General features: G+C 68.1%; 19 protein-coding genes and 1 pseudogene. 10 read left to right on the plus strand and 10 right to left on the minus strand.

Translation table 11 applies throughout. From position 1 onward, the window contains the following. Positions 1–24: 24 nt before the first annotated feature. The 3 genes from ACFVVM_RS08530 to ACFVVM_RS08540 are packed head-to-tail and all read right to left on the minus strand — an operon-like array spanning position 25 to position 2,343. Positions 25–867 (minus strand): class I SAM-dependent methyltransferase, encoded by an 843-nt coding sequence (locus ACFVVM_RS08530; protein ID WP_387614799.1) that lies wholly within the window; start codon positions 865–867, stop codon positions 25–27. Between the two features lie 25 nt (positions 868–892). Beyond that, positions 893–1,969: a hypothetical protein gene (locus ACFVVM_RS08535; protein WP_387614802.1), complete on the minus strand. Its 1,077-nt coding sequence runs from the start codon at positions 1,967–1,969 to the stop codon at positions 893–895. Beyond that, positions 1,909–2,343: a hypothetical protein gene (locus tag ACFVVM_RS08540; protein WP_387614805.1), complete on the minus strand. Its 435-nt coding sequence runs from the start codon at positions 2,341–2,343 to the stop codon at positions 1,909–1,911. Before ACFVVM_RS08540 ends, ACFVVM_RS08535 begins: the two co-directional genes overlap by 61 nt. A 102-nt stretch (positions 2,344–2,445) precedes the next feature. On the opposite strand from ACFVVM_RS08540, the gene ACFVVM_RS08545 reads away from it, so the two are divergent. The 7 genes from ACFVVM_RS08545 to ACFVVM_RS08575 are packed head-to-tail and all read left to right on the plus strand — an operon-like array spanning position 2,446 to position 10,901. Next, entirely contained in the window at positions 2,446–4,005 is a 1,560-nt protein-coding gene (locus ACFVVM_RS08545) for an AMP-binding protein (protein WP_387616792.1), read from the plus strand. Further along, positions 4,002–4,292 carry a phosphopantetheine-binding protein gene (locus tag ACFVVM_RS08550; protein ID WP_387614808.1) on the plus strand — a complete coding sequence of 97 codons (291 nt, stop codon included), beginning with the start codon at positions 4,002–4,004 and terminating at the stop codon, positions 4,290–4,292. Before ACFVVM_RS08545 ends, ACFVVM_RS08550 begins: the two co-directional genes overlap by 4 nt. After that, positions 4,289–5,446 (plus strand): acyl-CoA dehydrogenase family protein, encoded by a 1,158-nt coding sequence (locus ACFVVM_RS08555; protein ID WP_387614811.1) that lies wholly within the window; start codon positions 4,289–4,291, stop codon positions 5,444–5,446. Before ACFVVM_RS08550 ends, ACFVVM_RS08555 begins: the two co-directional genes overlap by 4 nt. 1 nt (position 5,447) lies before the next feature. Continuing rightward, entirely contained in the window at positions 5,448–6,638 is a 1,191-nt protein-coding gene (locus ACFVVM_RS08560; RefSeq protein ID WP_387614814.1) for an acyl-CoA dehydrogenase family protein, read from the plus strand. Positions 6,639–6,640: 2 nt separating this feature from the next. Beyond that, positions 6,641–7,414, plus strand: coding sequence for an alpha/beta fold hydrolase (locus ACFVVM_RS08565; protein WP_387614817.1), 774 nt, complete (start codon positions 6,641–6,643; stop codon positions 7,412–7,414). Further along, on the plus strand, positions 7,366–9,198 hold the full coding sequence (locus ACFVVM_RS08570) for an ABC transporter ATP-binding protein (protein ID WP_387614820.1): 1,833 nt from the start codon (positions 7,366–7,368) through the stop codon (positions 9,196–9,198). The genes ACFVVM_RS08565 and ACFVVM_RS08570 overlap by 49 nt, the downstream gene beginning before the upstream one ends. After that, a complete protein-coding gene (locus ACFVVM_RS08575) occupies positions 9,195–10,901 on the plus strand; it encodes an ABC transporter ATP-binding protein (RefSeq protein ID WP_387614823.1) in 1,707 nt (568 codons plus the stop codon). The genes ACFVVM_RS08570 and ACFVVM_RS08575 overlap by 4 nt, the downstream gene beginning before the upstream one ends. 21 nt (positions 10,902–10,922) lie before the next feature. On the opposite strand, the gene ligA is transcribed toward ACFVVM_RS08575, so the two are convergent. Both ligA and ACFVVM_RS08585 read right to left on the minus strand, forming a co-directional pair. Next, on the minus strand, positions 10,923–12,914 hold the full coding sequence (gene ligA, locus ACFVVM_RS08580) for an NAD-dependent DNA ligase LigA (protein ID WP_387614827.1): 1,992 nt from the start codon (positions 12,912–12,914) through the stop codon (positions 10,923–10,925). Between the two features lie 76 nt (positions 12,915–12,990). Continuing rightward, positions 12,991–13,761 (minus strand): class I SAM-dependent methyltransferase, encoded by a 771-nt coding sequence (locus tag ACFVVM_RS08585; protein WP_387614830.1) that lies wholly within the window; start codon positions 13,759–13,761, stop codon positions 12,991–12,993. Between the two features lie 152 nt (positions 13,762–13,913). Here ACFVVM_RS08585 and ACFVVM_RS08590 point away from each other — a divergent pair, with 152 nt between their 5' ends. The 3 genes from ACFVVM_RS08590 to ACFVVM_RS08600 all read left to right on the plus strand — a co-directional run bounded on the left by ACFVVM_RS08590 (position 13,914) and on the right by ACFVVM_RS08600 (position 15,887). Then, positions 13,914–14,960 carry an alpha/beta fold hydrolase gene (locus tag ACFVVM_RS08590; protein ID WP_387614833.1) on the plus strand — a complete coding sequence of 349 codons (1,047 nt, stop codon included), beginning with the start codon at positions 13,914–13,916 and terminating at the stop codon, positions 14,958–14,960. A gap of 95 nt (positions 14,961–15,055) precedes the next feature. Then, positions 15,056–15,538, plus strand: a complete 483-nt coding sequence (locus ACFVVM_RS08595; protein ID WP_387614836.1) for a MarR family winged helix-turn-helix transcriptional regulator — start codon at positions 15,056–15,058, stop codon at positions 15,536–15,538. A 16-nt stretch (positions 15,539–15,554) separates the two neighbouring features. Next, positions 15,555–15,887 carry a glyoxalase superfamily protein gene (locus ACFVVM_RS08600; protein WP_387614839.1) on the plus strand — a complete coding sequence of 111 codons (333 nt, stop codon included), beginning with the start codon at positions 15,555–15,557 and terminating at the stop codon, positions 15,885–15,887. A 1-nt stretch (position 15,888) separates the two neighbouring features. Here the strand turns inward: ACFVVM_RS08600 and ACFVVM_RS08605 are convergent, their stop codons facing one another. The 5 genes and pseudogenes from ACFVVM_RS08605 to ACFVVM_RS08625 form a co-directional block, all read right to left on the minus strand. Beyond that, on the minus strand, positions 15,889–17,154 hold the full coding sequence (locus tag ACFVVM_RS08605) for an MFS transporter (protein ID WP_387614842.1): 1,266 nt from the start codon (positions 17,152–17,154) through the stop codon (positions 15,889–15,891). 240 nt (positions 17,155–17,394) lie between these two features. Beyond that, on the minus strand, positions 17,395–17,820 hold the full coding sequence (locus ACFVVM_RS08610; RefSeq protein ID WP_387614845.1) for a VOC family protein: 426 nt from the start codon (positions 17,818–17,820) through the stop codon (positions 17,395–17,397). Positions 17,821–18,234: 414 nt separating this feature from the next. Further along, positions 18,235–21,252: a (Fe-S)-binding protein gene (locus tag ACFVVM_RS08615; protein ID WP_387614848.1), complete on the minus strand. Its 3,018-nt coding sequence runs from the start codon at positions 21,250–21,252 to the stop codon at positions 18,235–18,237. A gap of 228 nt (positions 21,253–21,480) precedes the next feature. Further along, the gene (locus ACFVVM_RS08620; protein ID WP_387614851.1) at positions 21,481–23,055 is read right to left on the minus strand and encodes an ABC transporter permease; all 1,575 of its coding nucleotides are present in this window, start codon (positions 23,053–23,055) and stop codon (positions 21,481–21,483) included. 77 nt (positions 23,056–23,132) lie between these two features. Next, positions 23,133–23,792, minus strand: a pseudogene (locus tag ACFVVM_RS08625) (ABC transporter ATP-binding protein); the annotation flags it as partial. Positions 23,793–23,866: the final 74 nt, after the last annotated feature.

The following is a 23,866-nucleotide window of genomic DNA, read 5'->3' on the forward strand; positions in this document are numbered from 1 at the left end:
GGGGCCAGCACCCGCCGCGCGTCTTCAGCTGAGGGGCTCGGCGGGGGTGAGCGACGGCCGGCGGGCGATGAGGCGAACGTCGCGCGGGTCGGTCAGTCCGGCGTCGAGGGCGGCCACGACACCGGCGCGCAGGAAGCGCAGCAGTTCCTCGGTGCCGAGCAGCTGCTCGTGCACGCCGAATCCGGTGTGGCGCAACCGCTGTACCACCGACTCGACGATCTCCGGGGTGGGCTCTACGGAGGTGGGGATCGGCCCCCACAGTGCGGTGTCGATGTGGTCGACGACCAGCCCCGCCGCCCCCACCCTGGCGACGACATCGTCGACGGGGTACTGGTAGTTGATCGACGGACCGAGATCGCGCAGCTTCGGCGCCCACTCCGAACCGGCGGCCAGGTCCTCGAACACCCCGACCTGACCGCGGCCCTCCGCCGGCGCGAGCGCCCGGCTCCACTGCAGCACCAGTGCGCCGCCGGGTGCCACCGCGCCCGCCAGCGCGGCGATCGCGGAATCCAGATCACGCAGCCAATGCAGCACCCAGGAACAGTGGACGATCTCGAAACCCGCTGCCTCCAGGTCCAACTCGTTGGCATCCAGGCACGCGGCCGTGACTCCGAGGTCCGCGCACGCCTCGGCGGTCGCGTCGACCATCGATTGCGACCCGTCGATCGCGGTCACCCGCAGGCCGCGTTCGGCCATGGTCTTGGCGACCTCACCGGTGCCACATCCGACGTCGACGAGCCGCGCACCGGTGGTGACGAGGTCGTCGACGAGTTCGAGGGCACGCAGGTTGGCCGCCGTCTGAGGAGCGTTGACCTTCTGATAGCTGTCCGATTGCCAAGCCGTCGAAATCTGCTGTGTTGTCGGCATCGTGAATGGCCTTTCGCTCGTCTGTCTACATTTCTCGTGGCGCCACGGAGGTGGGCCGCGGCTGCCAACTCGAGGCGATCTCGAATATCTCGGCACCATTGGTCACTTCGTCTTCGATGTCGTCCGCCATCGCGGCGCCGCGGCCGGAATAGGGCAGTCGCAAGGGAACACCGGGTGGATAGGCGATGAGGAATCCGTCGAATTCGGACTCGACCGGTCGCCGAGCACGCGGCGCCACGGCGGTGGGCACGGTCAGCTCCGACAATGCCGCGACCAGCCGGTCGATCGCGTCCTCGCTCGCACCGATGGTCACACTGGCGACCAACCGGTCGCCTTGCACGCGCGGAATGTGGATACCGTGCTCACCCCAGAGCGTTTCCCTGATCGCTACGGCGTCGCCGCCCGGTGGAACCCGGATGTGCACCCGCAGCGCATCGGTTCGATAGGGATATTTCGCGTCCGCGGCCAATACCTGAAATCGACCGGGCGTTCGCCGTTCGAGGCCATCGGAAAGGCGCTGGATCAATCCCAGAGAACGCTGGATCGAAAGATCACCATCACACACCGCGTGCGCGCGGGCGATATCCAAGGACGCGAGAATCAACCAGGACGGCGAAGTCGTGTGATATCGGAAGATGCTCGATCGTAGCCGCTTCTCGATCTCGAATTCGGCCCCCGAATCCACGTGGATGTAGGCACCTTGGCGCAATGCCAGCATCGTCTTGTGCGCGGACTGCGTGACGATGACCGGGTTTCCATAACCTAGGCTACGTAATGCTGGAAGCGCCGCCAACGGTCCCGGATACATACTTCCACTTGAAAAGCAATGTATGGCACACCACGCGTCGTCCAACACGAAGCGAACACGCGGATCGGCACTCGCCAACTCCGGCAACACCATCGAACAATCCAGGCGCTGCCCGTCGTAGGTCGACGCCCCGAGGGCCACCACGTCGAACGGGTGGCCGCGCTCGTGCGCCGACCGCAGGATCTCGGCTGTCCGCCCCACGTCGATCACGCCGTCCACCTCGGGAATCACTGTCACCGAGGCGGTTCGGTCGTCCACCGCGAAGTGCACCGATTGGTGCGCGCGAGCGTCCACGAGGGCACGTCCGCCGCGCGGCAGTGTCGTGGCGATCGCGATGTGTTCGCCATCGTGCAACCGCCGGTGACGAACTGGGTCTGCGCTACTCCGAATGCCTTGGCCGCCAAGGCCTGCGCATCCGCGAGGACACCGCGCGGATGGTGGAACGAGTCGATCGCGTGCGCACCGAAGGACTGGTCAGCGGCGGGTGCCCGATCCCCGAGAAGTTGGTCCTGAACTGCGCGTATGCCCTCCTGCGTGATGATCGGACGCCCCGTCAACGGGGTCGCGTGCAGGTTCACCGTCCGGTGCGCGACCGCGGCGACCGCGTCGGCGAGTGGGGTTCGGGATTGATCGTCTTCTAGCACTACATGTTTCGACTTGGTTGACATCACACCAGCCCGTACTGCGGGCTTACCGTCCCGCCCTGGAAGTCGTGGAGAACCGTCTTGACGTTTGACTAGCTTAGGCTAAGCTAAATTGCCATGGGCACAATGTCAACGCCCCCGCATTCAGCGAACGAAGCAACCCTCTCCGACTTGATCGACAGCGCGGCAACACGTTTCGGCAATCATTGTGCAATCTCCTCCGACGGCACGACTCTGACGTACTCGGAATTGCAGAAAAGGGCCTCCGAGCTGGCAACAGCTCTGCGCGACAGTGGTATCGACCGGAACAGTGTTGTCGGCGTCCAGCTGAACAGGTCGATCGATGCGGTCGTGGCAATCCATGCGGTGGTGATCACCGAAGCCGTTGTGGCACCACTGGAACCCGGCGATCCGCCGGCACGCACATCGGCCATCGTCGAGAGTTCGGCGATCTCCCATATCCTCACGGACCGCGCGAGCACCGATCTGCCCGGGTGGAAATATCATGAAACCGCAATGATCTCATCCTTGACATTGTCGGAGACCGGACATATTCCGCCCGCGCAGGCGAGCGAAGCCGCCTACCTGCTGTCCACCTCGGGATCCACCGGAACACCGAAGGGCGTACTCCTGTCCGACAGCGCGGTACACCATTTCATCCGCTGGGCCGCGGACCGCGTCGGACTCACCGATACCGATCGCATCGCGGCCCAGTCCGCACTGACCTTCGACCTGAGCACTTTCGATCTCTTCGCCGCCGCCCACGCGGGTGCGGCGCACGTGGTGCTACCCAACTGGCTCAAGGCTTTTCCCTCCGACATTGCCGACTGGCTGAACGCGAACGCCATCACCACGATGTACGCAGTTCCCACGCTCCTACGAGGAATTGCCCAGCATTTGCCGAATACCGAATCGGGTCGGCTGCCGACCCTGCGCACCGTCGTGTACGCCGGTGAGCCCTATCCCGCAGCGGCGCTCGCCGAGCTCACTGCCGCGCTGCCCGGGGTCGAGATCCACAACTTCTACGGCCCGACGGAGACGAATGTCTGCACCGCCGAGGTCATCTCGCGCGACTGGCACCCGGGTGAAGCGGTCTCGATCGGCGCACCCATCGACGGCATGCACGCGGTCCCCGTCGACGCCGAGCTGATGCCCTGCGACGAGGGCGAACTCGTCGTCGCGGGCCCGCAACTGCTCACCGGCTACCTGTCGGGCGGCGTGCTCACCGATCCGACGGTGCCGGTTCGGTATCCGGACGGGGTGACCAGACGCAGCTATCGCACCGGCGATCTGGCCCGTCGTGGGAGCGACGGGCGCCTCTATCTGCTCGGTCGCGCGGACAGTCAGGTCAAACGCCGCGGCTACCGCATCGAACTGGACGGCATCGCCGCCATCGCCGGTGCCACCGACGGCGTCCACGCGGCCGCCGCGGTCGCCACCGGGCCGGAGAACCGGATCACGCTGTTCCTCGACCTGGGCGACACCGATGCCGAGACCGGTCGCCCGCGGGTCGCCGACGCGCTCCGCGCCCAGCTGCCCGCCACCCATCAGCCCGACGACATCGTCTGTCTGCCAAGCCTTCCCGTCACTGTCCGAGGAAAGGTCGACAGGTCACAGCTCGCGGATATCGCCGCCCGCCGGGGGACACATCCCCACCACTACGAAACCGAGGGAGCAGGGACATGACCTCCGACCAGGACGAAGTCGGTTCTATCGAGATCGACGAGATCTGCACGATTCTGCACACCGCTGTCACCAAGCGACACTCCGACACCGTCATCGAGGTCGAACCGGACACGGAATTGCTCATCACCGGGTTGATCGACTCGCTGACCCTGGTCAACGTCGTCGCCGAGCTGGAGCGGCGGACCAAGACCAAGCTGCCGGAGAGCTTCGTGATCGCCCGCAACTTCCGCACCCCGAGCACCCTGCACGCCGCGGTGCTCGATGCCTGTGGGAGCGCGGCGCGATGACCCCCGGTGCGACGGTCTCGACCACGCCCGAGGAATCGGCGCGGGCCACCGCGGCGCAGTTGCACGGCATCGCGGACGATCTCGCGGGCCTGCCGTTCCGGGACGCGTGGAAGGTGCTGCTGGCGGCACCGCCGGTCGCGTCGGTGATGGAGTCCTCGCTGCGCGAACGCCGCGCGGGCGCCGTCCTCGACGCCGTCTCGGTGCTCGAGGGCGTCGGGCTCGCCGGGGTACCGCCCGGGCTCTGCTACGCGCTGACCTCGCAGGTGTTCGGTATCCAATGGCCACTGTCCGAACTGGATTCCCGGCCGCTGGCGCCCTACCTCGACGGAATTCGGGACGGGTCGCTGATCCTGTGTCACGCGCTCACCGAGGACGCGGGCGGCAGCGATCCGCTCTCGATGAGCACCGTCGTCGAGGACGGCGCGAACGGTCAGCAGCTGACCGGACGCAAGGCCTACGTCACCGCGGCACCGCGCGCCGATGTCATCCTGACCTTCGCGCGCACCTCACCGGGGCGACATCCGTTCGCGCTCAGCGCATTGCTGATCCCGGCGAATCGTCCGGGAGTCAGCCGGTCGGAGCCGTTCGACAAGCTCGCGGTTCCGGAAGTGCCGATGGGTGCGGTCGAGTTCGGCGGCGTCGATGTCGGGCCCGCGGATTTCGTGGCCGCCGAGGGATCGGGGCTCGCCCTGCTCTCGACGACGACCACCTGGGAACGCGCCCTGCTGATGAGCTATGCCGTCGGCATCATGCAGCGCACGCTCGATCGGGCGGTGGACTGGACGCGGTCTCGCCACCAGTTCGGCCGCGCACTGGGGGCCAGTCCGCTGGTCGCGTCGCGGGTGGCCGACATGGCAGTCGCGGTGCATCGGGTGCGCACCGCGGTGCACGGGCTCGCCGCGCGCATCGACGCGCCAACGGCCTCGGTGTCGAGTTTCGTGACACCGGCCGCCATGGTGAAGATCTCCTGCGCGCAGGACCTCATGGACTTCGAGATGACCGCGGGGCGGCTGTTCGGCGTGCGGTCGGTCATCGAGGGCTCCGGCCACACGGCGGCCACCGCGAGCGCGCTCGCCGCCTCGATCTACGCCGGGGCCAACGACCTGCTGCGCGTCGGTATCGCCCGAGACCTAGGACTTCCCGTTGAGAACTGAGATGGCACAGGCACTTCCGGACTCGGCGGCGCCGAGCGTGGCACACGCGGCCGTGGCCGGGGTCGAGCAGGAACTCCGCAGGCTGGCCGATCCCGTGGACAAGGGCGAGTGCGCGCCCGCGCTGGTCTACGACACGATTCGCGCGTCCGGTCTGCTGGCCGCGCTGGTCCCGGTCGATCGGGGCGGGATGGGACTGAGCTTCGCCGAGTACACCTCGATGCTGTGTGCTCTCGGCAGCGCGAACGGTTCGGCCGCACTGGGTTTCAACATGCACAATGTCGCGCTCGGGTCACTGTTCGAGGCCGATCCGGCCGATCTCGGTGGTGCGGGCCGCGCGTTCCGGGAGTGGGTCGTGCACGAGGTGGTCGAGCGCGGCGCCCTGTTCGCCTCGGGCGTCTCCGAGCCGGCGACCGGTGCCAGGTTGCAGGGGATCGCCACCGTCTACCGCAACGTCGGCGATCGGGTGGTGCTCGACGGTCACAAGTCGTTCGTGTCGCTGGCCGGTGTCGCCGACTACTACGTCGTGTCCGCGCGCCCGGCCGACGGTGACGACTTCGAGGTCTCGCACTTCGTCGTCGCCGCCTCGGATCCCGGGGTGAGCTTCGCCGACGAGTGGAACGGCATCGCCTTGCGCGGCACATCGACCGCGCAGCTGACGATGCGGTCGACCGAGATTCCCCGCGACCGCCTGTTTCTCGGTGTCGAGGGCATGTCGCTGTTCAAGACGATTCGCGAACCGCACTGGATGGCCGCCGGCTATCTGGGTGCCTACCTGGGGCTGGCCACCGCCATCGTCGAGGTCGCGGGGGCACACCTGGACGCCGACCAGCGGCGGCGCACGGACTCGGCGGCCGTGGCGCAGTTCGGTGAGATGGTCGTCGCGCTCGAGGCCACGCGCTCCCTCGTGCAGCGCGCCGCGGCGGCGGTGGTGACCCGGCGCTCGCAGACCTCGACGAACAAGCTCGTCTACGCCGCCAAACACCATCTCGGCCAGACCGCGCAACACTTGGCCTCCGACGCGGTCCGCCTCATCGGATCGGCGGCGATGGCGGCCGACAAACCGATGCAGCGGCTGCTGCGCGAGGTGCAGTTCTGCGCGATCATGCCCGCGAAGCCGCATCACTGCCTGGACTATGTCGGTAAGGCGTCGCTCGGCGAGAACATGCTCGACGTCCGCAATCAGAATTGGTGACGATGCCGCTGCTGAATCATCCGGACGGCGCGATCGAGTACGTCCACCGGCCAGGGCGAGCGCCGGGGCCGACCGTGGTGTTCCTGCACGAGGGTCTGGGGTCGATCGGCCAGTGGGGCATGGTCCCCGCGTCCTTCGCCGCGCGCACCGGGCTCCCGACGCTGGTGTACTCCCGGCACGGGTACGGCGGCTCCGGCGGTACCGGACCGACGGGTACGCGATACTTGCACACGCAAGCGCGCGAGGTGCTGCCGTGGATCCTGGACGAGCTCGAGGTCCGGACCCCGCCGGTGCTCATCGGGCACAGTGACGGAGCGAGCATCGCCACGGTGTACGCGTCGGAGTATCCGGTGCGCGCACTGGTGCTCATCGCCCCGCACATCGTCGTCGAGGAGGTCACCCTGCGAGGAATCCGGCAGACCGCCCACGACTTCGACGCGATCGCCCCGTCGCTGCGACTCCACCACGACTCCGCCGAGGCGCTGTTCGACCGCTGGTCGAACGTCTGGCTCTCGGACGAGTTCCAGGCGGACTTCGACCTCACCGGCTGTCTGCCCCGGATCACCGCGCCACAGCTGGTGATCCAGGGCGAGCACGACAAGTACGGAACCGCCCGCCAACCGGAGTTGATCGCCGAGCACACCGCCGGGCCGACCTCGCTCGCGTTGCTGCCCGACACCGGCCATCATCCGCATCTCGAAGCAACAGAGAAGGTACTCGAGCTGATATGCACAACACTGTCCTCGGGTGGGCACGCGCCGCAGCGTCTCGGCTGAGACGGGTCGACGCCGTACCCGCGGTCGACAAGACCGCGCTGCGCCGCCACACCACGCCCGCCACGACGCTGCTGCGCGCCGCGACGGTCATCCAGATCGTGGCCTCGGCGCTGACCGTCGCCACGCTTGGTGGCATCTGGGTCATCGCGCGCGCCGCCTACGACGCGCATCGCGATCCCGCCCACGATCCGCGATCGGCCGTCGTCACCGGGATCGTGATCGTCTGCGTCGCCGTGGTCGCCGGGTTCCTCGCCACGTCGCTGGCCTACTACCTGACCCACGTCGCCGACCTGCGGGTCCGCAAACACATCCGCACCCTCGCCGCCGAGCACATCGCGCGGCTGCCGCTGGGCTGGTTCACCTCGGACGCGTCCAAGAAGTCGCTGTCGGTGCTCGGCAACGATGTGGAGACCCTGCACAGCGCGGTCGCGCACGGGCGCATGGAACTGATCCAGGCCTCGGTGGCGCCTGCGGCGGTGTGGTTGTGGCTGCTGCTGATCGACTGGCGCCTCGCCCTGGCGATCGCGATCCCCACCGCCACCTATTACGTTCTCCAGCAGGGCATCTACAAGCGGGCCATGGCGTACCACTCCGAACAGGGCCCGGCGATCGCGGAACTGCTCGCCGCGGCGCACGAAGAACTCCGTGACGCCGTCACGCTGCGGTTCGGGGCCGCCGTCGGTGCGCGCCCGTCCCGGCTGCTGAAAGCGCACTCGCGACTGCACCAGGTGATCGTCGACTCCCATCGCGAGCAGGAGACCCGCGGCACCCGGATCGGGGCGCTCGTCGACCCGGTGCTGACGCTGCTGGTCGTGCTCGGCGTCGGCTATCTCCTGCTGCGCGCGGACAGCATCGCCCCGGCCGACCTCGTGCCCTTCGTCATCGCCGCGCCGCTGCTGGCCGCCGCCCCCGCGGCGATCACCCTCGCGCGCTGGGGTGTTGTCGGCGCGGCCAATGCCGCCACCAGCATCGACGGATTCCTCGCCGAAGCACCACTACCTGTCCCGGACCGGCCCCAGATACCGGCGAACAACGCGGTGTCGCTGGCCGATGTCACCTTCGCCTACGACGACGAACCCGTCCTCGCCAACGTCTCGCTCGACATCCCGGAAGGGTCCTTCACCGCGGTGGTCGGGCCGTCCGGCTCCGGCAAGTCCACGATCGCCGCGTTGATCGCGCGCCACCACGACGTCACCGCAGGCGCGGTTCGCCTCGGCGGCACCGATGTCCGCGAGATCGAACCGGCCGAGATCCACCGGCGGATCACCGTGCTGCCCCAGCGGGCGATACTGCTCCGCACCACCGTCGCCGACAACATCCGGCTCGCGCGCCCGGACGCCTCGGACGACGACGTGCTCGCCGCGGCCCGCATCGCCCAGATCGACCAGCGGATCCGCGCGCTGCCCGACGGCTACGACACGATCGTCGGTGAGGACATCGCGCTGTCGTCCGGCGAACAACAGCGGATCGCGCTGGCCCGCGCCGTCATCACCGACCCGGCCGTGCTCGTGCTCGACGAGCCGACCGCCAACATCGACCCGGAATCGGCGGCGGCCATTCACGAGGCGCTGACCGTGGTCGCACGGGACCGGACGGTGGTCTACATCGCCCACCACCTGCGCTCGATCGCCGCCGCCGATCAGATCGTGCTGGTCGAGTCGGGGCGCATCACCCAGGTCGGCAGTCATGCCGAGCTCGTGGCGACGGCGGGCACCTACCAGACCATGTGGCAGGCCACGATGAAGAACGTGCACACCACGGCGAGTGCGGGAGTTCGCGAATGATCAAGGACCTGCTGTCGGTACTCGACGAGAAGACCGTCGCCAACTATCGCCACCAGATCGTCCGGGCGGTCGTCTACGCCGTGCTCGAGGGCGTGACCGTCGGGTTGACCCTGCCCACGCTCGCCGCGATTCTGCACGGCTCGTCCTCGGCGCTCTGGTGGCTGCTCGCCCTGGCGATCGCCACCGCGACCACGTTGATCGTCAATGCCTGGACGACGCAGAAGGCGACGCGGGCGACCTTCGACGCGATGGCCGGGATCCAGGAACTCGAGATCGCGCACCTGCGCAAGGTGCCGCTGGACTGGTTCTCGCCCCGGCACAATGCCGAGCTCATCGCGCTGCTGTGGCCGGGTGCGATCAGCACGACGCGCAATGTGCTGCTCAATCTCGCGGCGCTGGCGCGTGGTGTCCTCACCCCGGCGATCGTGCTGGTCTTCGCCGCCTTCGCCAGCGCGCAGGCGGCGCTGGTGATGCTCGCCGCCCTGCCGATCCTCTACGGGGTCTACCGCGTCACCACCCGCACGCTCGAGGCGGGCGAGCAGGCCGATCACGCGGCCAATGTCGAGGCGACCGCGCGCATCATCGAATACGCCGACTCCCAACCGACCCTGCGGACCGCCCACCGCGACACCCTGGGCAAGAAGCTGCTGATGGACGCGCTCGACGATCTCGACAGCACCTCCCGGGTCAGCGTGGGCACCGAGATCACCGCGCGGGCGGCGTTCGGCACCGCGGTCAATCTGACGGTCGCCGCCCTCGTCGTGGTGATCGGGTTCCAATTGCTCAGCAGCCCCACCGATCTGGTGGTGCTCATCGCCCTGCTCACCATGGCGCTGCGATTCACCGAGCCGATCGATACGGTCGCCGCGACGGCACGGATGCTGCGGACGTCGCGCTCGACGATTCGCCGCACCACCGAATTCCTCGGCACCCGGCCACTTCCCGAGCCCGCCGTCGCGAAGGAGCTGCCCACCGACAGCGCGCTCGGCATCCGGCTCGACGATGTCAGCTTCCAGTACACCGGTGCCACGGAACCGACGCTGCGCAACATCTCGCTCGATGTGCCCGCGCGGTCGACCGTCGCGCTGGTGGGCGAATCGGGCGCGGGCAAGAGCACCCTGCTGCGCCTGTTGCTGCGCTTCGCGGATCCGGCCGAAGGGGCGGTCCAGCTCGGCGGCGTCGATGTTCGTGACGTGCCGTTCGAGAACCTGCGTGAGCGGGTCAGCGGTGTCCTGGCCGAGGTGGTCCTGCTCGACAGCACGATCGCCGACAATGTGCGGCTGGCCAACCCGGCCGCCACCGATGCCGAACTCGCTGCCGCCGCACAGCTTTCCGGGCTCGACGAAGTCATCGAGCGGCTGCCCGACGGCTGGGACACCGTGGTCGGAGCACAGGGCGCGCGGCTGTCCGGCGGTGAGCAGCAGCGGGTGCACCTGACCCGGATCGCGGTGCAGGATCCGGCGATCGTCGTCCTCGACGAGGCCACGGCGGCACTCGACCCGATCTCGGAGGCCGTGGTGCAGCGGTGGCTGGCGACGATGTCGGGACAGCGGACCCTCGTCATCGCCGCGCACCGCCTGCACACGATCATGTCGGCCGATCACGTCATCGTGTTGCGCGAGGGCCGCGTGGTGGAATCCGGTGCCCCCCAGGAACTCGCGAGCCAGGACGGCACGTTCGCGCGCATGCTCAGCGCGAACTGACGCGCCGGTCGCCGCCGAGGTCTAGACGACCTTGGCGGCGATCAGAAGGCTCCAGATCTCCCCCTGGTCGACGACCTCCACGCCGAGCTTCTCCGCCTTGGTCAGCTTGCTGTCGCCGACGCCGGCGCCGGTGATGAGCAGGTCGGTATTCGCCGAGACCGACGAGGTGGCTGTCGCGCCGGCCTTCTCGCACAGGCGTTGGAAGGTCGGTCGGGCGACCTTCTCGCCGGAGCGCGGGTCGCTGATGGCGCCGGTGATCACCACCGACTTGCCCGCCAACGGCGCGTCGGCCGCGATCACCGGTGGGAGATCCTCGGCCCGCACGTCCAGGCTGACGCCCCGCTCGCGCAGCCGGTCCAGTTCCGGGCGCAGGCGCTGGAGGTGCGCGACCAGGGAGGCGGCGACCTTCGGGCCGATGTCCTCCACCGCGACCAGGCGTTCCTCCCCCGCGTCGGCGACCTCCTCCAGCGAGCCGAAGCCCGCGCGGGCAAGTCGCGCGGCGGTGCCGTCGGAGGCCATCGGAATGGCCAGACCGATCAGCGCGCGCCGCAGCCCGACCTGGCGGCTGGCATCGATCGAGTCGATCATGCGGGCCGCCGAGACCTCACCGACGCGGTCGAATTCGAGCAGGCGCTCCTTGGTGAGCGTGTAGAAGTCCGACGGGTTCTCCAAGATGCCCGCCTCGGCCAGGCGTTCGATCCACACCGGTCCGATGGCGTCGATGTCGGCCGCGGCCCGCGAGGCCCAGTGGACGAGCCTGCGCACCGTCTGCGCGGGACAGGAGACATTGGTGCAGAACAGCTCTCGGCTGTTGCCCTGTTCGGTCACCGGTTGCGCGCACGAGGGACAGGCGGTCGGCGAGACGATCTCGAGCTCCTCGCCGGTGCGCTTGGCGGCGTCGAGAACGCCGGCGACGAACGGGATCACATCGCCCGCGCGACGCACCAGCACCGTGTCACCGATCTTGATGTCGCGGGCGCGGATCACCTCCTGATTGGCCAGCGTCGCCTTGGTGACCGTGGTGCCGCCGACGAACACCGGTTCGAGCCAGGCGACCGGGACGATCTTGCCCGTCTTGCCGACATCCCAGATCACCTCGCGCAGCAGGGTGGTCTTCTCCTCGGCAGCGAATTTGAAGGCCAGCGCACCGCGCGGGGAGTTCGAACGGGTCCCGGCCGCGGCGTAGGCCTCGCGGTCGGCCAGCCGCAGGACGGCGCCGTCGATGTCGTAGTCCAGGTCGTTGCGACCCTGCTCGATCGCGGTGATCGCCGCCTGCGCCTGCTCGGCATCGGCGCAGACCCGCATCTGGGCACCCGCGACCCCGAGCGCGCGCAGGCCCTCCCCCAGGTCGTCGGCGGCTTCGTCGGCGGAGGTGTCCAGGTCGAAGCCGAAGAACTGCAGCCGGCGTTCGGACACCGTGGCCGGGTCCTTCGCCCGCAGCGTGCCCGCCGCGGCATTGCGCGGATTGATCAGTGGCTTGTCCGGGTGGGCGGTGTTGTAGGCGACAAAGGTCGACCGCAGCATGACCGCCTCACCGCGCACCTCCACCCGCCCCGCGACGTCGATCCGCTCGGGAACACCGTCGACCAGCGCGCGGACCAGTGGGGTGACGTCATCGCCGGTGGTGCCGTCACCGCGGGTCACCGCGCGCATCAGCCGCCCGTCCTCGAAAACCAGCGCCAGCGACAACCCGTCGAGCTTGGGCATCACCACCACCGGCTGTCCGGGGAACCGGCCGAAGAACGCCTCGACCTGCTCGGGTTTGGTCGCCTTCTCGAGCGAGAGCATCGGCCGCGAGTGCCGGACCGGTGCGTGCAGGACTCCCGGCGCCCCGACCTGATCCAGCGGATTCGGGTCCGGCGTGAGCTCGGGATGCGCGTCGATCAGCGCCCGCAGCTCGTCCTCGATCCCGTCGTACTCGGCATCGGCGACCAGCGGCGACCCCTGATAGTAGGCCTCACGCAGCACCACGACACGGTCCGCGAGCTCTCGAATACGTTCACCGGTTTCCACAGCATGCGACGCTACCGAAACCCACCGACACCACCGCACTCATCCCTGATCGCCGGGTCGGGGTGGCGGTTCTCGGCTAGCGGTGAGCGGTGATCAGCCAGGCGCGGGAGTCGAACCAGACGCCGTCGCCGGTGCTGTGTGCGGCCATCACTTCTCGCAGGCGTTCGAGTGCGCGCTCGGTCCCGTCGGCGTCGAGTCGGGCGAGCTCGTCGCCGACCATGCGCAGCACGCGCACCGTGTCCACAGCGACCTCGGGGTCCGTGGCGAGGCAGATGGGCTCCCGCACGTCGATGATCTGGATGTCGGTGAATCCGGCGGTGGTCAGAATGCCGTGGACGGTGGCGGGATCGGCCAGGGAGAACGGCTTTTCAGTCGCGCGGGGAACCGGCGAATCGTCGCCGACGAGGGCGTGGTGGATCGCCGTAGCCCACTCCTGTCGACGACTGTCCTGCCAGACCAGTTGCACGAACCGCCCACCGGGCGCCAGCGCTCGCCCGATATGGGTGAACGCCGCGATCGGATCGGCGAAGAACATCGTGCCGAATCGGCTGATCCCCACAGTGAAATGGGCCGGCGCGAAGGGGTGAACCTGCGCGTCCGCCTCCTCGAATCGCACATTGCGAAGTCCCTCGTCCGCGCTCAGCCTGCGTGCGCGCGCCACCATCGCCGGGGACACGTCCACGCCGAGCGCGCTGCCCCTGACCGCGAGCCCGGCGGCCGCACGGGTCGTCTGCCCGGCACCGCACCCGATGTCGAGGACATGGTCGTCGGGCGAGACGAACATCTCATCGAGCAGTCGCCGATGGTAACGGCGCAGCTCAGCGTCATAGTCGAACAGCTCGGCCATGGCCTCATCCTCTCGCAGCTCGCCGCCGATATCTGCCCCACCGTGCGAGCGGCGAGGTATCCGTGACATGATGTCCAGGTAACTTATGGGGTGGTGCGAGTTCTGCTACTCGGGCCCGATGGCGCCGCGGTAGGCATTCGTGGAGGTATGAAGTGGTCGCATGGGATGTCGCCTTGCGCAATGTCGGCGCGCTGTTCGGGAGCGGGGTGGAGCCGTACGCGCCGACCCCGTCGGATGTGGTGTACGACGAGCCGCACCGGCAATTGCGGCGCTATCGCCGCGAGACCGAGGGCACCGGCAATCCCGTGCTCCTGGTCCCGCCGCTGGCCGTGACCATCGCCTGCTATGACCTGCGGCCGACCCAGAGCCTGGTCGAATACCTGCTGGACCTGGGGCGCGACGTCTACGTCGTGGACTACGGCGAGATCAGCTACGCCGATCGCCACCTCGGTTTCGAGGAGTGGGTCGACGACATCGTGCCCACCGCCATCGCCCGGGTGAGTACCGACCACGGCGACGCCCCCGTCGACGTCATCGGCTGGTCGTTCGGTGGCACGATCAGCCTGCTCACCGCCGCCGGACACGCGGACCTGCCGATCGCCTCCATCACCGCGGTCGGGTCACCGTTCGACCAGCGCCGCAACGGAGCGATGGCCCTGGCCCGCTCACTAGGCCGCCTCGCCGCGGACCAGATCGTCACCGCGCCGGTGCGGCTCGCCGGCGGTATCCCGAAACATGCTGTACGCCTGGGGTTCCGGGCGCAGTCCCTGGATCGGGAACTGACCAAGCCGTGGTACATCGCCCGCAACATCGACGACGTCGAGGCGCTGGCCCGCATGCAGGCCGTCGACCGGTTCATGGACGACATGCCCGGCTACCCCGGCCGCTTCTACCGGCAGGTCTACCGACAGCTGATCCTGCGCAACGAAATGTGGCAGGGCACAGTGCACCTGAACCCCGACCACGCCATCGAACTCGAAAAGCTCACGGTCCCCGTCCTCCTCATCGGCGGCACCCGCGACAAACTCGCCTCGGCCGCCTCCGTCGCCGCCGGAACCGAAGTCCTCACCGGCGCCCCCTCCGTCCACTTCGTCGAGGTCGACGGCAGCCACCTGGGCATCATCGCCGGCCCCGAAGCCCGCACCACCACCTGGTCCGCCATCCGCGACTTCCTGAACGCCCCTGTGCTCGCGTTGTGACGCAATCACATCGGGGGCGGCTCGGATGCTGGGAATTACGATCTGCGTGGTGAACAGCTACCGGCGACGGCATTTTGTTCGTAAAGTTCAGAAACATGACGATGCCATCGCCGTATGTTCGCGCCCTCGCCGGTGAACTGTCCCTGTCCGCCGTGCGGTTCGCTCGCCGTCTGCGGGGGCGGCGGGCCGATCCGCACATCTCGCTGACGCAGCTCTCGGCGCTGTCGACCCTGGTCCGGGATGGCGCGATGACGCCGGGGACGCTCGCGAGCCGGGAATGCGTGCAGCCGCCGTCGATGACCCGGGTCATCGCGACGCTCACCGAGCGCAAGCTCGTCGATCGCTCGCCGCACCCGTCCGACGGCCGCCAGATCGTCATCGCGGCGTCCCGATCCGGTCAAGCGTTGATCTCCGACGAGGACAATGCCAGGGAGGAGTGGCTGACCGCGCAGCTCGCCAAACTCCCCGCCGAGCAGATCGCGCTGCTGGCCGAGGCGGTGGACATCTTGACCGAGCTCGCCGCGCACCGCGAACCCGCCCCGCACATCCCCACGGAGCGCCGCGTCGCGGGCAGGTGACCTAGAGTCGGGCCACATGGACGAGGAAGTCATCCCGATTCTGCACGTCGCGAATGCCGCTGAGGCGGTCGCCTGGTACAGCCGTCTCGGCTTCACCCAGCAGTGGGAGCATCGTTTCGAGCCAGGGTTTCCCGCGTTCGTCGAGGTGGCCCGTGGCCGCGTGCGCCTGTTCCTGTCCGAGCACTCCGGCGATGCCCGGCCGGATACGTTGGTGTATCTGCGGGTGCGCGATGTCGACGCCATCGCGGGCGAGTTCGGCGTCCAGCCGGTCGAGGCTCCGTGGGCGCGCGAAATCGAGCTCCATGATCCGGACGGTAATCGGCTGCGGATCGGCACGCCCACTCCATGAACTACGACCGCACCTCGGCCCGCCGACGAGCCTGCGCGCCGAGTTCTCGATGGAGATTGGCCGGGCCGAGGCCGCGAGCGAGCCCGAGAACCAGTGCGGCACAGCCCGCTCCGGACAGCACCAGACCGATCACGAAGATCGCGGGATAGCCGGACAGATCGCCGACGATTCCCGCGGCGAACCCCGCCACGCCCTGAACGATGACGATGGCGCAGGCGAACAAGGTGTAGTCGCTGCCCGCGTGCTCCGGTTCGGAGGCGTCCATCATGAGCGCGAAGACCGCGACGGTGGCGGCGCCGCCGAAGATGTGTTCGGCCAGGCTGGCGGTCACGAGCAGCTCGAAGCCGCCGACGCCGAGGGAAACGAACAGATACAGCGCGATGCTCATGGTCTGCGTGACGCCACCGATCAACAGCGCGTTGCGACGGCCGAAACGATAGGCGAGCCAGCCACCGAAGGCCGCGCCGACCAGCGCGCCCGCCGAGGAGAGCACGCCCTTGACGAGGGCGATCTGGCCGAGATCCAGTCCCATGTCGGACATGAACGGACCAGTGAGCGCCGCGGCCATCGAGTCGCCGAACTTGAACGCGCCCACCAGGGCGATGAAAGCGAGCATCCCGGGACGACGCAGGCGAGCCCACCAGGCGCCGAGCAGCTGTGTCGGATGCGGGCGCGGCGGGCGCTCGGCGACCGGCTCCCGCAGCAGCCACACCGGCACGGTGGTGAGCACGATCAGAATCGCCATGGCCAGGAACAACATTCGCCAGCCCGCCAGCGCGAACAACCACAGCAGCGCGCCACCACCGACGATCATGCCGACGCGATACGCGCCGACCTGGATCCCGTTGCCCAGCCCGCGCTCACGCGGCCCCAGCAGCCGCACAGCGAGACCATCGGTGGCCACGTCCTGCGTCGCCGAGAGCAGATTCACCACCACGATCCCGACGAACAGCCACCGCAGCGACGACGACAGGTCCAGACTCGCCAACACCATCGCCACCGCGGCCGCCGCCAGCTGCAGCACCAGCAGCCAGGTGCGCCGCGTGCTGTACCGGTCGACATAGGGCGCCCAGAGGAACTTCAACGCCCACGGCAGAAACAGCACACTCGACGCACTGATCGCCACCAGCGAATACCCCGACTCCCGCAGCACCACCGGCAACGCCTGGGTGAAGAACCCGAACGGCAGCCCCTGCGCGAAATACAGCGACGTCAACAAAACCAGCGTGCTCGCCGTGATCACACCCGGCCGGGCGGTGGTGCTCATGGCGGACATCGTCGCAGACAACCCCGCCGCCCACAGGCCACGCACTCCCAGCGATCGAATCGCTTGCCCTACACCCGAAGCTGTGCCGGAACTGCGAGCAGTACATGGTTAGATGCGCATATCTACAACTCGCAGTGGAAATTGGCGCAATGGCGGCCCGCACCGGAACAGGGCGTCAACGATCGCGCTGAATGAGGGCTCGGCTCATCGTTGTCGTGAGAGCGCCGATCCCCCTCCCGATCAGGCGTCTGCGCCGGGAGCTGGGGTCGACTCCGTCCGGGCGTTGAACACCAGCTCCCAGAGATGGCCATCAGGATCGGTGAAGTAACCCATGTACGAACCGTCGTAGGTATCGGCGGGCTGCGGGACCGACCCACCCGCGGCGACCACTCGGCTCAGCACGTCGTCCAGTTCGTCCTTGCTGCCGATCGCGCACGAGACGATGAGGGCGCCCGGGACCGGGGTGCTGGAGGTGAATCCGGCGCGCTCGGCATACCGCGCGTACTCGCCGCGCTCGATCAGGAACAGCGACAGGTTCGGCAGCTCGAAAAGGACGATCCCGTCCTCGACACCGTCGGTGGACAGCTGCAACCCGTCCCGATAGAACCGCAGTGACCGCTCCGGATCCTCGACGGGCAAGGACACAACAACTGTTTTCGGCCGCATGCCGACATCGTATCGAGACCACCCGCCCGAACAGCCCCACCGAAACCCGCCCATGTCGTCGCGAACCCTGGCCAACGCACCACAGCACAACCTGGTCGGTTGATCACCAGGCCCTGGTGGCGTTCACTTCTCGGCCGATACTTACCTCAGGGCCTGGTGATCAACTGTCCAACAACCTGAGACGGCCGAGACGACTCAGCGGCCGCCCGAGATCGGCTCTGCCGCTGAAGCTTCAGCGGCAGACTTCGGGGTGGCCGGCCTTGGGGCCGGGGCGTTTGAAGCCCGACTTCATGGCCAGGCCCTTGGCCGCGACCGTGAGCTTCGACCGGATGGGGGCCGGGGCCGGCTCCGCGGTAGCGGCTTCGGCAGCAATGGTCGCACCCCCTGCGGCCGGGCCGGTTTGTTGTCGCAGCCTCAGCGGCGGGCGTTCGGAGCGCCGGGCGCCTTCGGTCCGGGGTGTTTGAAGCCGGACTTCATGGCCAGGCCCTTGGCGACGACCGTGGGCTTGGACTCGGTGGGGGCCGAGACCGATTCCGCGGTGGGAGCTTCCGTGGCCGGAGCTTCGGCAGTCGGAGCCTCGGCGACCGGTGCTTCGGCGGCCGGGGCCGCTTCTGCTGCCGGAGCCTCGGCGGGCTTGGCGGCGCCGGGCGCCTTGGGGCCGGGGCGCTTGAAGCCCGACTTCATGGCCAGGCCCTTCGCTGCGACGGCGGGCTTGGCTTCCGTCGGTGCCGATGCCGACTCGGTGGCGGCCGGAGCCGCTTCCGCTGCCGGAGTGGCTTCCGCAGCCGAAGCCGCGGGGGCCTTGGCGCCGGGTGCCTTCGCGCCGGACTTCATGCCGAGACCGCCGGGTGCCTTCGCGCCACCCTTCATGCCCAAACCCTTGACCGGGGGTGCGGGAGCCGCGGACTCGGCTGCCGGAGCCGCGTCGGCCGCCGGAGCCTTCGCACCGGGAGCCTTCGCCCCGCCCTTCATTCCCAGACCACCGGGCGCCTTGGCAGCACCCTTCATACCCAGACCACCACCGGGCGCCTTCGCGCCACCCTTCATCCCGAGGCCCTTGGCCGGCGCCGCGGCCTCCGCGGCGGGAGCCGCTTCGGCCTTCGCGCCGGGCGCCTTGGCCGCACCCTTCATACCGAGACCGCCACCAGGTGCCTTCGCGGCACCCTTCATCCCCAAACCGCCACCAGCCGGGGCAGCCTTCGGTGCGGTCTCGGCCACCACCACAGGTTCCGGTTCCGGCTCGGGTTCTGGTTCGGCCTTGGGTTCCTGGATCACCAACAGATTCGCCGACAACTCCGCCGCCTCGACCCGGGTGATCGAGTCCAACATCAACTGCGCGACATCGACGACCTCGACACCTTCACCCTGGCCCTGTTCCTGACGGGCGGTCACCCCATCGGTGAGCATCACCCGGCAGAACGGGCAACCGGTCGCGATCTTGGTCGGGTTCGTCGACAACGCTTCATCGACACGATCGACGTTGATGCGTTTGCCGAGTTGTTCTTCCATCCACATCCGGGCACCACCGGCACCACAACACATCGACCGTTCCCCGTGACGAGGCATCTCGACCAGAGTCGACCCCGACGCTTCCATCAACTCACGCGGGGCGTTGTAGATCTTGTTGTGCCGACCCAGATAGCAGGGGTCGTGGTAGGTGATGTTCTGCGACACCGACGCGACCGGGACCAGCTTCTTCTGCCGGACCAGGCGGTTGAGCAGCTGGGTGTGGTGCACGACCTCATAGGTGCCACCGACCTGGGGGTATTCGTTGTTGAGCGCGTTGAAGCAATGCGCACAGGTGACCACGATCTTCTTCTTCGACTGCTCCACACCCTCGAAGACCGAGTTGATGACCTCGATGTTCTGCATCGCCAACTGCTGGAACAAGAACTCGTTACCCGCACGCCGGGCGGAGTCACCGGTGCAGGTCTCCTCGGCACCCAACACCATGAACTTGGTGCCCGCGGTCGCCAACAACTCCGCCACGGCCTTGGTGGTCTTCTTCGCGCGGTCTTCATACGCGCCGGCGCACCCGACCCAGAACAGGTACTCGTAACCGTCGAAGGAATCAGCGTCCTGGCCGAAGACCGGGATGTCGAAATCGACTTCCTTGATCCAGTTCAACCGGTCTTTGGAGTTCTGACCCCACGGGTTGCCCTTGTTCTCGAGGTTCTTGAACAACCCGGCCAGCTCGGAGGGGAACTCCGACTCGATGAGCACCTGGTAGCGGCGCATGTCGATGATGTGGTCGACGTGTTCGATATCGACCGGGCACTGCTCGACACACGCACCACAGGTCGTGCACGACCACAGCACCTCGGGATCGATGATGCCGTGAATGTCCTCGGCACCGATCAGGGGACGCTCGGCCTCGGCGCGATCGGATTCGGACAACTTCCCTTCGTCACCACCGGCGAGCAGATACGGCGCCTTGGCATAGGCGTGGTCGCGCAGCGACATGATCAGCAGCTTGGGCGACAACGGCTTTCCGGTATTCCAGGCCGGACACTGACTCTGGCAGCGCCCACATTCGGTACAGGTGGTGAAGTCCAGCAACCCCTTCCAGGTGAAGTCCTCGATCTTGCCCACCCCGAACGCGTCGACATCGGGGTCGGCGGTCTCCATGTCCACGATCTTGCCGCCGGAGGTCATCGCCTTGACCGCCCCGAGCGCGACGCCACCGTCGTCCTCGCGCTTGAAGTAGATGTTGAAGAACGCCGAAATCCGGTGCCAGGCAACGCCCCAGGTGAGTTTCCGGCCGATGAGATAGAGAAACGCCGCGCCCGCCAGCATCTTGACGAACGCGAAGATCGAGATCATCAGCGGACTGGCCGGCAGCACGCGCGCGACCTGCATCGTGACCAGATCACTCGACGCGTGCCCACCGCCATAGGTCGCGATCTTGCCCGCCTTGACCAGCACGTCACCGACACCGTGGATGAGCACGATCGTCTCGATCGCGTACGCGGCGAGCAGATTCGACCCGCTGAAGCGGGAGAGCCGGTCGGGGCGGCGCGGATGGTTCCGCTGGCGGATGACGATCAGCGCCACGATCCCGATGATGGTGGCCAGACTCAGGATCTCCTCCAGCAGGTGATAGCCGAAGGTGTCGCCGATGATCGGCCAGCTGAACTCGGGATCGAAGGTCTGCCCGTAGGACGCGAAGTAGAAGACCATGCCGAGCAGGAACCCGACCATCACCAGCCAGTGCGCCCAGCCGACGGTCCGGAACTTGTTCATCCGCGTGTGCGCGACGACCTCGACGGCCACGGTCCGCACGCGCGGCACGATCGGCCGGATCCGTGACCAGTCGGGCTGCCCCGCCCGGAAGAGACGAATCATCCGGGTCAGCCCGACAATCAACGATCCCCAGCAGACCACGGTGATGACGGCGCCGATGATCCCGAGCGTGATCGTCGCAGTGTTCACGGAAGTACCCCCAGTCGTGAGCGGTCACCGGCCAGCTCCAGAGTCATGTTACTGGCCGGTAACTTAGATCCGAATTCAAGCTATCACCGAATCCGCCGCACCGGAAGCCCCTTGGAAAGCCCTTCTGAGAACACCACTTTCCGGCCGACAGGGGCGCGGCGCACCGGGATACCGAACCGGATGTGGCAGCTGTTTCCAGGCCCGTCCGCGCCCCTGTCGCCCCGAGGTTCAGCTCAGGTCGCGGCGCGCGAAACCGACGATTCCGACGACCGCGAGCAGGCTGCCCCCACACAGGAGCACCAGCGGGGGCAGCACCGCGACATCGACTCCCGGCAGGCGTGGAAGGTGTTCGAACACAGACAGGTTCGCGGTTGTCCGCGACACCCGCATCGAGGGCCCCAGGATCGACACGACCGCGGACACGGCGAGGACGACCCACGGCAGCCACACCAGCCGGGGCGCGAGACCGATCACCGCCGCGGTCAGGCCGAGGAAGAACACCACGGCCGGTAGCTGCGCCAGCGCGGCACCGAGCAGGCGCAGCATTTCTGCCCCGTCGCCGCTGCGAATCCCGTGTCCGGCACCGATACCCGCGCCGACCACGAGCAGCAGGCCGACACCGAGTGCCAGGCCGACGCCCAGATGGGTGGCGGCCAGCCGCCATTTCGGCACCGTCCCCGACAGGATCAAGTCCGCACGGCCGCTGAGCTCCTCGGCGCGCAACTGCAGGACCTGCGCGATCACCCCGCCGACGACCGCCAGCGCGAGCAGCAGGACCGACATCGCGAGGAACCCGTCGACCACGTTCACATTGAAACCGGCCAGTAGATCCAGCATGCCCTGCGTGCCCGCGGCGACCTGTCCGACATCGCCGGTCGCGACACCGAACCCGGCACCGAGTGCGAGCAGCGCGACCGCCCACATCGCCGCGCCTGCGCGTGCACTTCGGCTGACCAGACCGGGGATCGTCCGGGTGAACCGGCTCGCCGTCGCCGATCCCGTGGCCGGACGCCACAGCCCCGCGTCGTAGTCGCGCGCTCGTTCCAGTGCCACCGCGGCGGCCACCGCGAGAACGGCGACCCCGGCGCAGAGCACGAGCGGCCACCACTGCGTCCTCCCGAACGGATGGATCGCCTGGACGATGCCCAACGGGGACACCATCCGCAGGAAATCCGTGTCGGTGACATCGCCCATCGCGCGCAGGAGATAGGCCAGACCCAGTGCCCCACAGGCGATTCCATAGGCACCCTTGGCGTGTTCGGTCAGTTGCGCGGCGACCAGGGCGAGCGCGGCGAAGACGGTCCCGACCGCGGTGGTCGCCGCGCCGAACGCGACGGCACCGATCCCACCCGCCCCGGCGACCGTGAACGCCGCCGCGACACCGAGCCCGATGACGATGTCGGCGCCGAACGCGAGCAGGAACACCGCGACGGAATTGGCGTGCACACCGAAGCGACCCGCCCGGAGCAGCTCCAGCCGACCGGCGGCCTCCTGCGCGCGGGTATTACGAAGGACCACAACGATATTGATCAGCGCGACCGCGATCGTCAGATACCAGCCGACCTCGAAAACCGCGATGCCCCCGGCGCTGGTCAGCCCTACGGCAGGCCCCTGCAGGGCCTTCTGCGACAGCAGATCCACCGCGATCGAGGCGTACGTGCCCCGCTCCATGGCCGACGGATACAGCGCGCCGATCTCGCGAACCCCCGCGTACATGCAGACGATCACCGCGAGCACCGCGGCGGACAGCCCACGGTAGTTCAGGCGCAGTCCGAGCCGCAGCGCGGTACCGAGCCCGGTCATCGACGAACCTGCCCGGCCGCCGGGGTGGTGTAGTGGCGCAGGAACACGTCCTCGAGTTCGACGGCGCCGGGGCCCGCGAGCGCGCGCAGCCGGGCCAGGCTCACCGACTCGACCGTGGCTCCGGCGCGCACGATGGTGAGCTGATCGCAGAGCTTGTCGACCTCGGACAGGATGTGACTCGACAGCAGCACCGTCTTGCCCGCGGCGGTGACTTCGCGGACGCAGTCGGTGAATTGGCGTTCCATCAGCGGATCGAGTCCGCTGGTCGGCTCGTCGAGGACGAGCAGTTCCACCTCCGCGGCGAAAGCGGCGACGAGCGCCACTTTCTGGCGATTGCCTTTGGAATAGGTGGCGCACTTGCGGGTCGGATCGAGTTCGAAGCGTTCGATCAACGCGCGCCGCCGCCCCGGATCGACCTTGCCGCGCAGGCCGGTCAACACGTCGATCACCTCGCCGCCGGTCAGTGCGGGCCACAGGTTCACGTCACCGGGCACGTAGGCGAGGCGGGCGTGGATGTCCATGGCGTCGCGACGTGGATCGGCGCCGAAGACCCGGACGACGCCCGCGTCGTAGCGCAGCAGTCCCAGCAGTGTCCGGATGGTCGTGGTCTTCCCGGCGCCGTTCGGTCCGAGGAATCCGTGCACCTCCCCCGGTTCGACCCGCAGGTCGAGTCCGCGCAGCGCGACGACCTTTCCGTACCGTTTCACCAATGATTCGACCTCGATGACCGGTGTCATCCCTACCTCCTCGTTCGTTCCCGAGGTCAGTGTGTGACGGCGAGGCGGTCGGCGGCTTGTACGAATCACGCAGC

The sequence above is a fragment of the Nocardia sp. NPDC058176 genome (genome assembly GCF_042883805.1).
GTDB lineage: Bacteria > Actinomycetota > Actinomycetes > Mycobacteriales > Mycobacteriaceae > Nocardia.